Consider the following 16,930-nt stretch of genomic DNA (forward strand, 5'->3'; position numbering starts at 1 on the left):
CCCGCCGAAAGGCGCCGGGGCCCCGGTTAGAATTTTTCCGGTTTCAGCAACACGTAGCAGAGGTAGCCGAAGGTGGCAAGGGCAAGCAGCAAAAGGGCGAACATCATGGCGCGGGGCGGATTAGATGTGGTCGAAAAAATCGACCGATTTGTAGAAGAGCCAGAAGAAGCCGATGCCGGCGGCAGAGAGGACCGGAATCATGAGGGCGGGGGCCATGGCGAAAACTTTTAGTGAAGAATAAGTGGTTGCGTGGGCCGTAAGCCAACGGCGCACCCATTCCCCGCACGGCACCTGCTCTTGCGCGTAACAATCAGATTGTCAGTAATAAATATTTTTTTGGCGTCCCACACCGGGGCCCTGGCGGCCCGCTCACCCTACCGTTTTGGTAGGGTGCTTTCCAAAACGGTAGGGTGCCGGCGGGCATGAACGGCCGCTTGGGTCCCCAGGGCGGCATGGGCGGGCTTTTGGGGCCCCTGGCACGGCACTGGCATTCCCAGGAGCATTACCACCCAGCTTGCTCTATGCCCGACTTACTGGCCGAAATCACCGCTGCCGCCCGTGCCTACTACGCCCAGGCCAACGCCCTGCCCCTCACCGCCACCGATTTCCTGTCTTGGCTCGACGAGCAGCCCCCCGCCCGCCGGGCCGATTTGCTGGCGCGCGGCCTGGTGGCCAGCCGCGCCGAGCCCCACTTCCTGCGCTACTGCCTCGAGTGCCGGGGCTACGCCATGCGCGCGTTCATGGCCCCGCGCCTGTCGGTGCCCGCCTACGAGCTGTGGGCCGCCCACGGCGAATTCAACGGCGACCTGCCGCCGCACGGCATTGCCCGGTAGGCTAGTTAGGGCCCCGGCGCGGGCGGCGCCGGGGAATTACCATTTTGGTAGGGTGCTTTGCCGCTTCGGGCGCGGCTCTCAGGCGGGTTGCCGCACCGAAGCACAGGGGCCCCGGGGTAACCTGGGGCTGTATTGAAGCTGTATTGAACAGGGCCCCCGCTACCCCAGCCCGTACTCTTGCACCTTGCGGTAGAGCGTGGTGAGGCCGATGCCGAGCACCCGGGCGGCCTCGGTTTTGTTGCCGCCGGCTTCCAGCAAAATGCGGCGGATGTGCTGCTCCTCCACGCGGCGCAGGCTGCGCTCATCGTCGGCCGCGGCGGGGCCGGCGGGGGCCGCGGCGGCGAGCTGAATTTCCAACGGCAGGCCGTCGAGGTCGAGCGGCTGGCCGGCGGGCGTGAGGATGGCAGCGCGTTCGAGCACGTTGCGCAGTTCGCGCACGTTGCCGGGCCAAGCGTAGGCTTGCAGGGCGCGCAGGGCCTCGGCGGTGAGCACCAGGGGCCGCCGGGTGAGCTTAGCGGCCAGCTGGCGCGAGTAGAACTCGACCAGCGCGGGCACGTCGGCGCGGCGGGCACTGAGGGGCGGCACTTGCACCTCAAACACCGAAAGGCGGTAGTACAAGTCGGGCCGGAAGCGCCCGGCGTCGGCCTCCTGCTTGAGGTTGCGGTTGGTGGCGGCGACGAGGCGCACGTTCACGCGGGTGGGCTTGGTGTCGCCAATTTTCAGGAACTCCTGGCTTTCGAGCACCCGCAGCAGCTTGGCTTGCAGGCCTAGCTCCAGCTCGCCAATCTCGTCGAGGAACAGCGTGCCGCCGTTGGCTTCCTCAATCAGCCCCTTCTTGTCGGCCTGGGCCCCCGTGAAGGCGCCCTTCTTGTAGCCAAACAGCTCCGACTCCAGCAATTCGCGCGAAAAGGCGCTGCAATTGACGGCCACAAACGCCTTCTGCCGCCGCCCGCTGGCCCCGTGGATGGCCTGGGCAAAGAGCTCCTTGCCCGCGCCCGTGGGGCCCCCCAGCAGCACGGTGGCGTCGGTGGGCGCCACTTGGCGGGCCAGGTGCTTGGCCGCTTCCAGGGCCGGCGCGTGCCCGATGATGGCGTCGAACGTGGACTGGGCCCCCGCCACCTGGCGCTCGAGGTCGGCCACGCGGTGCTGGAGGCGCGCTTTTTCCACGGCCCGCTCGGCCACCACCAGCAGCTGGTCGTCGGAGTCGCCCTTGGTGAGGTAGTCGAAGGCCCCCGCCTTCATGGCGCGCACGCCGTCGGCCACGGTGCCGTAGGCGGTCATCAGCACCACTTCGGCCAGGGGGGCCTGGGCCTTGTAGCGGGGCAGCAGCTCCACGCCGTGGCCGTCGGGCAGCTTCACGTCGCTCAGCACCAGCAGCACCTCGTCGGCGTGGTCGTGCAGGGCTTGCAGGCCGCGGCGGGCGTCGGAGGCTTGCAGCACGGTGTAGCCTTCCAACTCCAGCAGGCGCCCCACCACGGTGCGCAGCTGGGTTTCGTCGTCAATCAGCAAAATGGTGCCGGTGGGCATGGGCGGGCGGGGCAAGTGGGCCCCCAAAGAACGGCCACGCGGCCCGCCCACTACGCAAAAAGGGCCCCGCACCAAGCGGTGCGGGGCCCTAAAAAAGCGGCTGCCCGGGCGGTTACTGGTTCACGCTGGTGGGCGTGAACAGGTCCGTCACGGTTTGGGCGGGCGTGTTGGGGTTGGTCGTAATCTCAATTTGGGGGTACAGGAACCGCTGGGGCAGCGAAGTGCCCTTCTTGGGCGTCACCCCGATCAAGCTCTTGGCCAGCACGCTGCCGCCGGCCAGCGGCCGGGCCCGGCGCTGGTCGTTGAAGGGCTCGATCTGGCCCACCAAGCTCAGGTACTTCTCGGTCAGAATCTCCTTCAGCAGCGACTCGTTGGCGTTGGCCGCGCCGTAGGCAGCGATGCCGCCGGCGGCAAAATCATCGGCCGTGTAGGCGTCGTACTTCACCGCACCGTTGGCGGCGTAGGGGCTGCTGCTGCCGGCGTGGTAGGCGCGCACGGCGTTTAGGGCCCCCAGCGCCGCCGTGAAGTTGCCCGTCCGAATTTGCGCCTCGGCCAGAATCAGCTGCGTTTCGGCGTAGGTTACTATGGGGTAGGGCGAGCTCGAGGTGAAAGCACCGTCGTAGATGTTGGGCTCGTAGTCAACAGAAGCGTATCCAGTGGCCGTGCCGTTAACGAACGTCTTGGTGTAGAAGTAGTTCAGGCGGCCCGTTTCCGTGGTTTTGGAGTTGGTGTGGCCCGATGCCAGCAGCTTGGTGGCAAAGGCCCCGTCGGCGGTGATGTCGCCGGGGCGGTCCTGGTCCAGAAACGAGTAGATTACGTTCAGGTCCACCTGGTAGGCCGTGCCCGCGTGGGGCATAATCAGGTTGTTGGCCGGGGCCGATACGCCCAGCGCGGCGTACTTGGCGGCGTTGGCGTAGTCCTTGGTGTGCAGGGCGTAGCGGGCGCGCAGCGTGTTGGCCACGGCCAGCCACTTCGAGCTGCTGCCGGCAAAGAAAATATCGGCGGCCCCAGGGCTGGCCCCGGGCTTGGCCAGGTTGGCGGCTGCGTCGGTCAGCAGCGCTTGCACGCTGGTGTACACGTCCTTCTGGGCGTCAAACTTGGGCTGGGTGATGGTCGCATTGAAGGCTTCCGAGTACGGAACATCGCCCCATAGCGCAGTGGCCTGGCCGATGGACAACCCCTCTATTGTCTGGACGATGCCTTTCACGAGCGGGTTCTTGTCCACGTCGGCGCTGGCCTCGGCCAGGCGGGCGTTGTTGCTCACGTTCAGGTAGAAGTCGCCCCAGTCGCCGTCGTAGTCCGAGGCCAGGGTTTGGTACACGTCGAGGCCGGCGTGCTGGCGGGCCACCCCAGTAAACTGCTGCGTCCAGATGCCGGACAAGCGGGCTGCGTTGGCCTCTTCCTGCAAGCCTGTGCCCACTTCTATCGACGTGAGCAGCAGTGAGGTAGAGGCCCCCAGCGGTACGTTGGGGTTGATGTCGTAGCCGGAAGTGAATTTTTCGCAACCCGCCAGTGCCGTCGCGGCCAGGAGCCCGGGGACGAGGAATCTTAGTTGTTTTTTCATATCAGCAGGGATGCGCGGGGCATCCGCGAATAAAGAAGACGGGAGGGATTAATAAGTGAGGCGGACGGAGAACAAGATCGAGCGCGTGCTCGGGTTGTTGAAGTAGTCCAGGCCACGGCCGTTGGATACCCCCGTCAGGTTCGTTTCCGGGTCCACGCCCGAGTAGTTCGTCCACAGGTACAGGTTGCGGCCGGTCAGGCTGAAGTCGATGGACTGCAGCTTGGTAGCGTCGCGGAAGCCCGCACTGTTCAGCGAGTAGGAGAGCGTCACTTCGCGCAGGCGGGTCGTGTTCACGTGCTCCACGTACTGCTCGCCGGCGCCAGTAAAGCCGCTGCCGGCCCCCAGCGTGTACCAGTCCTCGTCGAGGGCCACGGGGCCCCCGCCGTAGTTGGCCACCGTGCCGCGGAAGGTCACGCTGCCGTCGGCGTTGGCCACGTAGGCGGCATTCTGGCCCACTTTGGAGGCCACCGTGCCGCCGCCGAAGGTTTTGGTGGCGGCCGCGTCGGCGGCGCTCAGCGTGGTGCGGGTGCCGCTGCTGGCCGAGGTGCCGAAGTAGTTGGTGATGCCGCGGGTGCCGTTCCACACGTCAAAGGCGTGCACGTGGTCAAACAAAGCGTACAGCGACACGCCCTTGTAGCGGAAGGTGGCGCCGAGGCCCCCGCGCCACTGCGGGTTGGGGTCGCCCACCACGCCGTTGCTGGGGTCGAGCTGGGCAAAGCCCTGGGCATCGAGCACGAGGGCCCCGGTGCCGTCGGTGGCGCGCTGGAAGCGCGAGCCGTACAGCGTGCCCAGCTGGTGGCCCTGGATGGCCACCGAGTTCACGGAGTTGCCGCCGAAGCCGTTCAGGAACACCGAGCTGACGCCGGCCAGGTTGGCCACGTTGTTCTTGTTCTGCGAGAAGTTGGCGGCCAGGTTGAAGCCAAAATCCCGGGTCTTGATGATGGCCCCGTCCAGCTGCAGTTCAATGCCCTTGTTGGTGATGACGGCCGCGTTCTGGTACTGCGACGCAAAGCCCGTGGTGTAGGGCTTCGAGATGGCCAGGATGGCGTCGGTCGTTTTGTTGTTGTAGTACGTGGCGCTGAAGCTGATGCGGTCCTTCAAGAAGCGTAGGTCCAGACCGGTTTCCACTTCCTGCTTGCGCTCGGGCTTCAAGGTATTGTTGCCCTGGGTGGTGCTGCGAATGTAGCCGCCGCCGTAGGCCGCCACGTCCAGGGCGGGGCCGTAGCCGTCCACGAACTGGCCGCTGGCGGGCACGTAGTACGTCTGGGTTTGGTACAGGCCGGGCTGCACGCCCACCTGGCCGTAGGCCACGCGCAGCTTGCCGAAGGTCAGCCCCTGCTTATCGGCTAGGGCCCCCACTTTGGTGAACTGCCAGGCAAACGTACCCGAAGGGAAGTAGAACGTGTTTTTGGTGGCGGTGCCAAACGTCGAAGCTGCTTCGCCGCGCAGCGTACCCGTCAGGAAAAACTGGTTGAGCAGGGCCACGTCCACTTCGCCGTACACGGCCGCCGTGCGCAGCACAGTTTTCAGGTTGAAAGGGGTGCGGGCGGTGGCCGGCGAGTTGTTGAGCTGCGGCGGCGACAACACGTTCACAATGTTGGTGGCCGAAGCGCCCACTTGGTCGGCGCGCCGCTCGTTCAGGTTGTTGCCCAAAATCCCCGAAATCGAGAAGTTCTCGCTGAAGTTGTGGTTGGCCCGCACGATGAAGTCGTTGTTCACCTGGGTTTCGGTGATGTTCTCCTCCGTTACGGAGCCCGTGAGCTGGGCCGCCGACTGGCGCGGGAAGAAGGCCTCGCGGCGGTCGTTGTAAGTGTCCACGCCCGTGCGGTTCAGGAAGCTCAGCCAGTCGGTGGGGTGGTAGTTAAGCTCGGCCGAGCCCACCAGGCGGTTCACCAGCGAGTTGTTCGTCACGCGGTTGATGGTCCAGTTGGGGTTGTCGTAGCCGGGGTTGCCGGCCCCCAGCGGCTGGCGGTAAGTCACCTGGGTACCGGTCGTGACGACGCCGGTGGCGCTGGTGTAGTCGCCGTAGTACTGGCTGTTGTTGTAGTCGCCCGGGGTGCGCAGGCCCCCCAGGAAGATACCGCTGACGTTGGAGCCCTGCTGGATGCGGCTGGAGTAAGTGCGGGCATACGTCGCGTTCACGGCCGAGCTGAACTTGTCCGATAGGTTGCGGGTCACATTCGCGCGGATGGTCGTGCGGTTGTTGTCGCTGTTGTTGTACACAATGCCCTTGGTGTAGGTATTGCTGCCGCTCAGGAAATACGTCGATTTCTCGTCGCCGCCGCTGAACTCGATGGAGTTGTCGCGGTAGTAGCCCGTGCCGAAAATGTCGCGGCCGTGGTCATAAGTCTGCTGGCTGTTTTTGCCGCCGTGGGGGTTGGCCGCCGTGCCGTTAGCAATGGCGTACTGCGTGCTGCCGTCGGGGAAGGTCACGAAGCCGCGGTAGCCAGCCGCCGTGGGGTCGGTAATCTGGGTATCGGCCCCGCCGGTGCGGTCGCCGATGTAGTCGCCCCAGTTGGTGCGGTTGCCAAATGCGTACAGGCCACCGGCCCCCTGGCCGTAGTTGAGCTGCAACGCCGGCGTCTTGTTGATGCGGTCGAAGCTGAAGGCCGAGCGCACGGCAATGTGCATGCGGTCGCCGAGCTTGCCCTTTTTGGTGGTGATGACGATGACGCCGTTGGCGGCGCGGGTGCCCCACAGGGCGGCCGCGGCGGCGCCTTTCAGCACTTCCATCGAGGCAATGTCGTCAGGGTTGATGTCGTTGAGGCGCGAGGCCTGCACCACGCCGTCCACCTGGTTCGAGCCGGCCCCGCCGTTGCTGGTCAGAATGCCGTCGTTGCCCACCGACGAGTTCGAAATCGGAATGCCGTCCACCACAATCAGCGGCTGCAAGTTGCCCGTGATGGTGGCCGCGCCCCGAATCTGGATGTTGGCGCTGGCGCCCGGATCGCCCGACGAGCGGGTGATGAGCACGCCCGGCGTTTTGCCCGAAATGCCGGTCACGACGCTCGTTTCGCCCGAGCTCACCAGGGCCGAGCCCTGCACCGTGGCCTGGGCCGTGCCCAGCTGGTCGCGGTTGGCCTGGAGGCCCAGGGCCGTCACCACCACCTCGCTCAGCTGCTTGGCGTCCACGGCCAGGGCCACCCGCATGGGGCCCCCGGTAATGGGCTGCTCCTGCGTGGCGTAGCCCACAAAGCTGAACGTCAGCGCCGTGGCATCGGCTGGCACGTCGTTCAGCAAGAAGTTGCCTTCCGCGTTGCTGGTGGTGCCCAAAGTGGGGCGGCCCGTCACAATCACCGTCACCCCGGGCAAGCCCTGGCTGGTGGACCGGTCGGTTATTTTCCCCGAAACGGTTCGGTTCTGCGCCTGGGCCTGCTGCAACAGGCCGCCAAGCAGCAGGACAAACAATAATAGAGTTTGCTTCATTTTTGGTTTGGTTTGGTGAATGAAAAGGGGGGAGGGATGAAAAAATGAGGCGGGTTGATAAAGAGAAAATCGGCGCCTCGCTTATGCGTTGTTTTTGGGATTAATCGGGGCCCTGGGGGCCCTCGCCGCTGTTCAGCGGAGCGTAATTGTTGCTAGCCATCCGCGGCGCCCGGCCTGTTCTCTGCTTTCCGTAGCAGCAATTTGTGTCAACCAATGGTGAGCAATTGATTAAGAATAAGTTAAATCGTTGAAATACAAGAAAAATAATATTCGACGGTACTATTCTAGGGCCCCTAACGGTCAATTATTTCACCGCCAAATGCACAAAGAGCCCGGGGCCCCGCTGCACAGCAGGGGCCCCGGGCTCTTTTAAGTGGGTCAGAATTTAGCGCCGGCCTACAGTTTCCCGGCCCCGCCTTAGCGGCGGCGGGTGCTTTTTACTGCGCAGGTGGTAATGCAGGCACTAGGCCTAGCACTTCCCCCCCAGAAAATCTTGGTGCCTATTTGGCCACGGCCGCTGTGCAGCCAACCAGCGCGCGGGCGCACAAGCCTGCCAATGCGCAGCCACAATGCCCTGCCCGGCGCAGCTGAAATTGCTTTGAGGGCTTGGCTAAATAAGCCAAATTCACTAATCTGTTAGCCCCGACGGAATTCATTAAATGAATCCGTGCGCCGCGAATTAGGCCAAGCTATCCTGCCCTCTATTTAATTTAATTACCTTAGCGGCAGCAGTGTTATTGACGCTAAATCATCTTTCCACCCACCCACCACTCTTCTCTATGAACAAACTTCCTCTTTTAGGCCTGGCTATAAGTTTACTAACGCTAGGAACTACATTTTCTGGCTGCAAAAAGGACGATACTGAAGTCAGCGTCCTCTCGCCAATAGCCGGCAATTTCGTGGGAACCGAAAAGTGTCCAACCACTCCGGGGGCCCCCTACACCATTACCATCTACAACCAGGCAGATGCTGGCAATGGTAAAGTATTTATCTCCAACCTGTACGGTATTGGGGAAGTGTACGAGGCGACCGTAGACGGCAAAAACATTACGGTGCCGAAGACGCCCTACCAGTACACGGTTGGCAAAGACACCTACCGCGGTAATATATCCGCGACCGGCACCGTTGATGGCAACATCCTGACCATCAACTACACCCTGGATGGCGACGACCCGGAACAATGCTCATTCGTCGGCGACCGTGAATTCCGCGGGCCGACGCACCAGGGCCCTAACTAAGCCCTTGCCTTGGCGCGCCCAGGCCCGCCGCCGCCCCGAAGTTGGTTGAGCAAAACGTTCCGCGCAAGTACTCGCCGGCTACCGGCCGAACCCTGCCGGAAGGTGCTGCTGGCCCTCGTCGGCCGGGCCTGCATCGTCAGCGCTGGCCCCGCTTCCGGGGCAGGGCCCCAACGGTTGAATACCCCACTGCAGGCGCTGCGGGCTACGTGAGTGACCAGCGTTTTGCACGGTATTGAGAGGCTGGCGGTAGTTGCGAATTGGCTTGTGCAGCCATTTCTACCCGATTCAATAGGCTGCTTTAATTATTGCTTTTCGTAGATTTTTCTGCAAAATCTATGGCTGGCCCGTCCGCGAAAGCATTATTAATTAGGCAGCTTATTAGCTACAAGCTATTTAATTATAGCATGCGGTTGAGCTAATTAATTCATTACGGTACCCCGTAAAAAATGCGTGCTGCTATTACCCAAGCAGGAGGGAATAAACCGCCTTTTCATAAAGGCCTCACGGTGCCGCTTTAAAGGTTGTATTTCCTATTAAAGCGAGGGGGCGAGCCAACGCAAGTTGTCTTTTAGTCCCGGCACATCGATCAAAAAATCACATTACCCCTTTCCAAAACAAACAAATTCAGTCAATGAAAAACAATCTATTCTGGATGGTCTTCCTGCTGCTGCTTGGCTCATTTGGAGCTGCTGAGGCGCAAGCGCAGGAACGCACTATATCGGGCCGGGTGATAGACCGGGCCACCAACGAAGGCTTGCCTGGCGTGACCGTGCTGGTGCCGGGTACTTCCGTTGGGGTTTCGACGAATGCTGACGGCGTCTTCTCTCTGTCCGTTCCCAGCGGGGTTACCGAGCTGCGCTTTAGCTCGGTAGGCTACGTGGGCACGCAGCAAGCCATTACCAACGGCAACGGCCCCTACACCGTGTCGCTGGCCACGGATACCAAGCAGCTTAACGAGGTGGTAGTTACTGCCTTGGGTATCGAGAAAGACAAGAAGACCCTGGGCTACGCGACCCAGACCATTGAGGCGGGCCAGCTGACGCAGGGCCGCGACCGCAGCGTGCTGAACTCGCTGCAAGGCAAGGTAGCCGGCGTGCAGATCAACAACGCTTCGGGCGGCGTGGGCAGCTCGACCCGCGTGGTGATTCGGGGCAACAAGTCCTTCTCGGGTAACAACCAGCCGCTGTACGTGGTGGACGGTATCCCGATTGACAACAGCTCGGTGGGCACCGGCGACAACCTCAACAACGGCGTGGATACCGGCAACCGGGCCAACGACATCAACCCGGAAGACGTGGAATCGGTGACGATTCTGAAAGGGCCGGCCGCTACGGCATTGTACGGTTCGCGGGCAGCCACGGGCGCCATTCTCATCACCACAAAATCGGGCCGGGGAGCAGCTAAGAACGGCAAAAAGGCCGAGGTAACCTTCACCTCATCCTACGTTATCGACAACATCCTCCGGCTGCCCGAAATGCAGAATGAGTTCGGCCAGGGCTTCCCGCAGGACGGTTTCACCCGCGTTTCCGACACGCGGGAGAACACGAGCTGGGGCCCCCGCTTCGACGGTGTGGACCGCGTATGGGGCAACATTGTGGGCAACCAGCAGCTCTCCAAGCCTTACGTAGCCCTGCCGAACAACGTCCGCGAATTCTTCAACGTGGGCAAGACCTTTAACAACAGCATCTCGCTGGGTGGCGGCGATGCCAAAACCAACTACATCGTGTCGGGCTCCAATGTGCAGCAGTCGGGCATTACGCCCGGCACCAAGTACGACCGGAGCTCGGTGAAAGTAGGCGGCGAAACGCACCTGACCAACAAAATCACCAGCAGCGTAAGCGCTACCTACACCAACACCAGCAGCGACCAGGCCGTAACCGGCCAGGGCAACACCTCCATCTACGACCAGCTGATTCAGACCCCGCGCGACATCAGCTTGCTGGAGCTGCGCGACCTCAACAGCAAGTTCAACGACATCAACGGCTTCTACAGCCCCTACACGGTAAACCCCTGGCAGGTTATCAACGACAACAAGTTTCACAACGACGTTAACCGCCTCGTGGGCAACGCCCAGATTGGGTACGACCTGAACGACCACTTCCGGGCCAAGTACCGCCTCGGCATGGACACGTACAGCGACCAGCGCTCGCAGTTCACGGCCCGCCGCGACCCAACTACGGCTGGCTACCCCACTGGCACCGGCTACTATTCTGAAACTCAGATCAATTACCGCGAAATTAGCTCGGATGTGATCCTTACCTACAACGGTAACATCACCAAAGATCTGACCGTCAGCGCACTGCTTGGCCAGAACTACAACCAGCGCCGCTACGACCAAACCGGCATCGGTACTAACAACCTGGTGAGCAACTCCATCGGGCCCACGCTGAACAACAACAAGAACAACGGCTACCTGAACACTTCGCTCTCGCACACGCTGCGGCGCCTGGTGGGCGTGTACTCGACGGTTGACTTCGGCTACCGCGACTTCCTATTCCTAGGCCTCACGGCCCGGAACGACTGGTCGTCCACGCTGCCCAGCGGCAACCGTAGCTTCTTCTACCCGGCCGTGAACGCGGGCTTCGTCTTCACCGACCTGCTGGGCCTGAAGGAAAACCGGTTCTTCAACTACGGCAAGCTGCGCGCCAACGTGGCCCAGGTGGGCAACGACGCCAGCCCTTATCTCACCCGCTCCGTGTTCAACGTGGCCAGCGTGACGAACGGCTACACTGGCGGCGACCTGCAATACCCGCTCGGTAATGTGGTGGGCTATGCCCAGAGTAACATCATCGGCAGCAGCACCTTGCAGCCGGAGATTACGAAATCGGTGGAAGTGGGCGCGGAGCTGCGCTTCTTCGGCAACCGCCTCACCACCGACGTTTCGCTGTACGACACGCGCAGCACCAAGCAGATTCTCACCATTCCGCTGCCTCCGGGCTCGGGCTTCACCGGGCTGGTGGGCAACGTGGGCGAAATCCAGAACAAAGGCATTGAGGTATTGCTCAGCGGCACCCCGGTTAAGGCGGGCGGCTTCACCTGGGACGTGTCGCTCAACTACTCCAAAAACGTCAGCAAAGTGCTTTCGACTACGCCCGACGGCGCTGACGTGGCCATTGGGGGCCTAGGCGGCGTAACCCTCACGGCCCGCGTGGGCGAGCCCTACGGCGTATTCCGGACCAACGACATCCTGCGTAACGAGCTGGGCCAAGTGGTGGTATCGGCCGCTACCGGCACGCCGCTGAGTAGCCAGATTACTTCGCTGGGCACCATTACGCCGCACTACACGGCCGGCCTCACCAACACGTTTGCCTACAAAGGTCTGAACCTGACCGTGGTGTTTGATACCAAGCAGGGCGGCTCCATCTACTCGCGCACCCGGGGCACCCAGCGCTTTGCCGGCACGGCCCCCGAAACGCTGATCAACGACCGCCAGCCGTTCGTCGTCGCCAACAGCGTGATTCAGAACTCGGATGGCTCGTACTCGCCCAACACCACGCCGACGGATGCCTACAACTACTTCGGCGCGTTGGAAGGGGCCAGCGGCCCGGCCGGTACCAACATCATCGACGCATCGTACGCCAAGCTGCGCGAAGTGGCCTTCTCGTACACCTTGCCCGCCAACTGGCTGACCAAGACACCGTTCGGGAGCCTGTCGGTGGGAATTACCGGCCGCAACCTGCTGTTGTGGACGGCCAAGGAGAACACCTACATCGACCCCGAAATTTCCAACTTCGGCAACGGCAACGTGCAGGGTTTCGACTTCACCGGGGCCCCCAGCCTGCGTAGCTACGGCGCCAACATCCGCGTCAGCTTCTAATCCTTACTTCCTCGACGATATGAATAACAAACATAAAAGTCTGCTTTCTCTAGCCCTGCTGCTGGGTTTGGGGGGGCTGGCCAGCTGCGAGAAACAGCTTGATATCAACACCGACCCCACCCAGGCGGCTACCGCCAGCCCCGACCTGGTGCTGCCCGCCGGCACTGGCAACGTGGCCTACATTATGGGCGCGTCGTTCAACATCATCGGCAACTTTTTCGCCCAGCACTGGACCGAAAGCCTGACGGCCAACCAGTACAAGGACTACGACCGCTACCGCATCGGCCAAACCACCAACGACCGCGACTACCAGGCCCTGTTCACCGGCGGCCTGAAGAACTACCGCTACGTGATTGACCGGGCCAAGGGCGACAGCTCAAACTACGCCGCCATTGCGGGCCTGCAATCGGCCTACACCTACCAGGTGCTGTCGGATGCCTTCGATAAAATTCCCTTCACCGAGGCATTGCAGGGTGCGGCCAACACGCAGCCCAAGTTCGATGATGGCACCGTGGTGTACGACGGCCTGATTACCCTGATTGACGAGTCGATTGCCAAAATCAATACGGGTACTAGCGCCATCAGCGTGGGTGGCCAGGATTTGATTTTTAGCGGCAACATGGAAAAATGGCGGCGCTTTGGCAACACATTGAAGCTGAAAATCTACCTGCGCCAGGTGTACGCGCGGCCCGCCGTGGCCGAGGCTGGCATTAAGGCACTGTACACGAGCGGGGCGCAGTTTTTGGGCGCCAGTGAGAATGCGCAGATAAGCGGCTTCTCCACTACCAACCAAAACGGCAATCCGTTCTACCTCACCGATGTGTACGCCGGCTCGGGTATCCGCAACAACGTCATTGCCAGCGCCACCAGCATCAACTACCTGACCACGACCAACGACCCGCGCATCGACGACTTCTTCAGCCGGCCCGGTAGCACCACTGATGTAGCTTCCACCACCCCGCACCAGGGCACCCCGCAGGGCGACGCCATCCGCGGGGCTTCGGGCGATATCAGCACCCGCTCGCGCCCCAACCTGCAAAAGATTGCCGGCCCAGCTTCGCCCGTGGTGCTGCTGAGCGGTGCCGAAAGCCTGTTCCTGCAAGCCGAAGCCGCCCTGCGTGGCTACACGACCACCGCCACGGCCCAGTCGCTGTATGAGCAAGCCATTGCGGCTTCTTTCGCCAATTTTAACCGGGCATTGCCGGCTACTTTCCTCGCGAGCACGGGCATTGCCTTCAATAGCGGTGCCGGCAGCGGGGCTGGCGGTTTCAGCGAGGCGCGCCTGGAGCAAATTATTACCCAAAAGTGGGTGGCCCTCAACGGCACCGAGGGCTTTGAGGCCTGGACGGAGCTGCGCCGCACCAAGTACCCGTCCTTCATCACGGGCACTACCTACAGCGACTTGCCGAGCAAAACCTACGCCAAGCGCTTGATTTATCCCTTCTCCGAAATCTCCCGCAATGCCAATGCCCCGGCCGTCGAGCTGGCGCAGGTGCCCGTGTGGTGGGACAAGAAGCAGTAGTATTCACTCTTAACTTATGAAAGCCATGCGGAAGCTAGCTCTTTCCCTTTTTGGCCTGGCGGCGGCAGCTTCGTCGTTGGCGTTTAGCGGGTGCAAAAAGGACGAAACCGACAATATTTCCCGGGTCAAGGACTACGCGGGAATCACCCTGGCCGGCAACGAATATTATGTCATCAACGTGGGCGAAACCTTCACGGAGCCCGGGGTGACGGCCAACCTGGGTGGCCAGCCCCTTACCCCCACCATCAATAACCCGGTGAACTCGGCCAAGCCCGGCATCTACGTTATCCAGTACAAAGGCGCCAACACGGAAGGCGACACCATTGCCCGGTCGCGCACGGTTATCGTGACCGATCCGGCCGTGAACAACCTGGACCAGAGTGGCACCTTTGCCCGGTCAGGCTTCGATGCCTCCCCGGTGACCAAAGTGGGCACCAAAGGCCTGTACAAACTCGACAACTTCGGCTTCTCAACTTCGCCGAATTTATTCCCCGCTTACTTCGTGCAGATTGATGCCACCCACATCGTGGTACCAGGCCAAACCATTCCGGGGCTTGGCTACACAACATTTACTTCTGTGGCTGGCACGTTCACCGCAGGTAAGCTGACGAGCATTGCTTACGCCATTCGCGCACCAGCCATATTTGGCTCTACTGTGCGTGCGGCAGTTCGGCAATAAGTAGTTGCGAGACAGGGTTCATAAAAAAAGCTGCACACTGTGCAGCTTTTTTTATGAACCCTGTCTCGCAACCGGTAGGAGTAAGTTGACCCGTTAAAAGACAAGAAAAACAATAGCCTACCGCGTTGCTTTAGGGCCCCGGGCGGCTGCGGCTACCACCACTAAGTGCATAAAAAAAACTCTGGGGCCCCTGCGCACAGCAGGGGCCCCAGAGTTTTTTTTATGCAGAGAAAAGTTAGTCACGCTTGCCTTTCAGCACTCCCTTTAGGGCCCCCAGCTCGTCGCGCAGCTTGGCGGCTTGCAGGAAGTCGAGCTCCTTAGCGGCGGCTTCCATCTGCTTTTCGGTTTGCTTGATGAGCTTTTCCAACTCGGGGCGGCTCATCATGGCCACCACCGGCTCGGCGGCCATGGCCAGAGCGGACCCGCCGTCGGCGTAGCCCACCGCGGCGGCCTGCACCTCCACGGTGCGGTAATCGGCCAGGTCGGTTTGGCCCATGATCTGGGCGTGGCTCTTGCGCACGGTGCGCGGCGTGATGCCGTGCAGCTCGTTGTAGGCGGCCTGGGTGGCGCGGCGGCGGTTGGTTTCGTCGATGGCGCGCTGCATCGAGCCGGTCATGCGGTCAGCGTAAAGGATGACCTTGCCGCGGTCGTTCCGCGCCGCCCGGCCCATGGTCTGGATCAGGCTGCGCTGGTCGCGCAGGAAGCCTTCCTTGTCGGCGTCGAGGATGGCCACCAGGCTTACTTCGGGCAAGTCGAGACCTTCGCGCAGCAGGTTCACGCCGATGAGCACGTCTATTTCGCCCAGCCGCAGCTTGCGCAAAATCTCCACCCGGTCCAGGGTTTTCACGTCGGAGTGCACGTACTCCACCTTGATGCCCAGGCGCAGCATGTACTTGCTCAGCTCCTCGGCCATGCGCTTGGTGAGTGTCGTCACGAGCACCCGGTCGCCCATCTTCACGCGGTTGTCCACCTCGTCGAGCAGGTCGTCGATCTGGTTCGAACTGGGGCGCAGGTCAATTTCGGGGTCGAGCAGGCCCGTGGGACGGATGATTTGCTCCACCACCACGCCGTCGGCCTGGGCCAGTTCGTAGTCGGCCGGCGTGGCGCTCACGAACACGGCCTGCTGGTACATGCTCTCGAACTCGTTGAACGTCAGGGGCCGGTTGTCGAGGGCCGAGGGTAGGCGGAAGCCGTACTCGATGAGGGCCGTTTTACGGCTGCGGTCGCCGCCCCACATGGCTCGGATTTGGGGCATGGTGGCGTGGCTTTCGTCCACCACCAGCAGGTAGTCTTTGGGGAAGTAGTCAAGCAGACAGAAGGGACGGGCCCCCGGCGTGCGCTGGTCAAAGTAGCGCGAGTAGTTCTCGATGCCCGAGCAGTAGCCCAGCTCCCGAATCATCTCCAGGTCGAACTCGGTGCGCTCCTGAATGCGCTTGGCTTCCACGTCGCGCCCTTCCTTCTCGAAGTACTTATGCTGGGCCACCATGTCGTCCTGGATCTGGTGGATGGCGGTTTGCAGCGTCTCCTTGCCGGTCACGAACAGGTTGGCCGGGTACAGGGCCACGCCGTTGGGCTCGTCGCTCAGCTTCTTGCCGCTCACCGGGTCAATCTTCTGCACCGACTCAATCTCGTCGCCGTAGAAATAGAGGCGGTAGGCGAAGTCGGCGTAGGCCGGAAACACGTCCACCGTGTCGCCCTTCACCCGAAACGAGCCGCGCGTGAACTCCACCTCGGTGCGCGAGTACAGGATCTGGACGAACTGATACAGCAGGTTGTTGCGCGTGTAGCGCATGCCCGGCTTCATGAAAATGACGTTTTTGGCGAACTCCTCGGGGTTGCCGATGCCGTAGATGCACGACACGGAGGCCACCACAATTACGTCGCGCCGGCCGCTGAGCAGCGTGGAGGTGCAGTGCAGCCGCAGCTTCTCAATCTCCTCGTTGATGGCCAAGTCCTTCTCGATGAATACGTCGGAGCTGGCGATGTAAGCCTCGGGCTGGTAGTAGTCGTAGTAGCTGATGTAGTACTCGACGGCGTTGTTGGGGAAAAACGCCTTGAACTCGCCGTAGAGCTGGGCGGCCAGCGTTTTGTTGTGGCACAGCACCAGGGCCGGTTTGCCGGTTTCGGCGATGACGTTGGCCATCGTGAAGGTTTTGCCGGTGCCGGTGGCCCCCAGCAACACCTGGGCGTGCTCGCCGTTGTTCACGCCTTCCACCAGCTTGGCGATGGCGGTGGGCTGGTCGCCGGTGGGCTTGAATTCGGAAGTAAGCTGGTAGTCCATGCGGGAGGAAAAGCGGCGGAAAAGGCCAACCTACCCAACCCCA

Annotated in this window: 10 protein-coding genes; 5 read left to right on the plus strand and 5 right to left on the minus strand. The window is 61.9% G+C overall.

Annotated elements, in window-relative coordinates; genetic code table 11:
* Window positions 1–26: 26 nt before the first annotated feature.
* The gene (kdpF, locus tag EAH73_RS24010; protein WP_193560192.1) at window positions 27–107 is read right to left on the minus strand and encodes a K(+)-transporting ATPase subunit F; all 81 of its coding nucleotides are present in this window, start codon (window positions 105–107) and stop codon (window positions 27–29) included.
* A gap of 414 nt (window positions 108–521) precedes the next feature.
* On the opposite strand from kdpF, the gene EAH73_RS04565 reads away from it, so the two are divergent.
* Window positions 522–833, plus strand: coding sequence for a hypothetical protein (locus EAH73_RS04565; protein WP_140465338.1), 312 nt, complete (start codon window positions 522–524; stop codon window positions 831–833).
* Window positions 834–992: 159 nt separating this feature from the next.
* On the opposite strand, the gene EAH73_RS04570 is transcribed toward EAH73_RS04565, so the two are convergent.
* From EAH73_RS04570 to EAH73_RS04580, 3 genes are all read right to left on the minus strand, one after another.
* Entirely contained in the window at window positions 993–2,360 is a 1,368-nt protein-coding gene (locus EAH73_RS04570; RefSeq protein ID WP_140465339.1) for a sigma-54-dependent transcriptional regulator, read from the minus strand.
* A gap of 112 nt (window positions 2,361–2,472) precedes the next feature.
* On the minus strand, window positions 2,473–3,924 hold the full coding sequence (locus EAH73_RS04575; protein WP_140465340.1) for a SusD/RagB family nutrient-binding outer membrane lipoprotein: 1,452 nt from the start codon (window positions 3,922–3,924) through the stop codon (window positions 2,473–2,475).
* A 48-nt stretch (window positions 3,925–3,972) separates the two neighbouring features.
* A complete protein-coding gene (locus tag EAH73_RS04580; protein ID WP_140465341.1) occupies window positions 3,973–7,350 on the minus strand; it encodes a SusC/RagA family TonB-linked outer membrane protein in 3,378 nt (1,125 codons plus the stop codon).
* Between the two features lie 779 nt (window positions 7,351–8,129).
* Between EAH73_RS04580 and EAH73_RS04585 the strand changes: the two genes are divergently transcribed.
* From EAH73_RS04585 to EAH73_RS04600, 4 genes are all read left to right on the plus strand, one after another.
* A complete protein-coding gene (locus tag EAH73_RS04585) occupies window positions 8,130–8,588 on the plus strand; it encodes a hypothetical protein (RefSeq protein ID WP_140465342.1) in 459 nt (152 codons plus the stop codon).
* 631 nt (window positions 8,589–9,219) lie between these two features.
* The gene (locus EAH73_RS04590) at window positions 9,220–12,405 is read left to right on the plus strand and encodes a SusC/RagA family TonB-linked outer membrane protein (protein ID WP_140465343.1); all 3,186 of its coding nucleotides are present in this window, start codon (window positions 9,220–9,222) and stop codon (window positions 12,403–12,405) included.
* Between the two features lie 19 nt (window positions 12,406–12,424).
* Window positions 12,425–13,927, plus strand: coding sequence for a SusD/RagB family nutrient-binding outer membrane lipoprotein (locus tag EAH73_RS04595; RefSeq protein ID WP_140465344.1), 1,503 nt, complete (start codon window positions 12,425–12,427; stop codon window positions 13,925–13,927).
* 25 nt (window positions 13,928–13,952) lie between these two features.
* Window positions 13,953–14,606, plus strand: a complete 654-nt coding sequence (locus EAH73_RS04600) for an immunoglobulin-like domain-containing protein (protein WP_161599452.1) — start codon at window positions 13,953–13,955, stop codon at window positions 14,604–14,606.
* Between the two features lie 235 nt (window positions 14,607–14,841).
* On the opposite strand, the gene uvrB is transcribed toward EAH73_RS04600, so the two are convergent.
* Window positions 14,842–16,887, minus strand: a complete 2,046-nt coding sequence (gene uvrB / locus EAH73_RS04605; RefSeq protein WP_140465346.1) for an excinuclease ABC subunit UvrB — start codon at window positions 16,885–16,887, stop codon at window positions 14,842–14,844.
* Between the last annotated feature and the right edge of the window lie 43 nt (window positions 16,888–16,930).

This window comes from Hymenobacter nivis, from assembly GCF_006439025.1.
In the GTDB taxonomy this organism is placed as follows: Bacteria; Bacteroidota; Bacteroidia; order Cytophagales; family Hymenobacteraceae; genus Hymenobacter; species Hymenobacter nivis_A.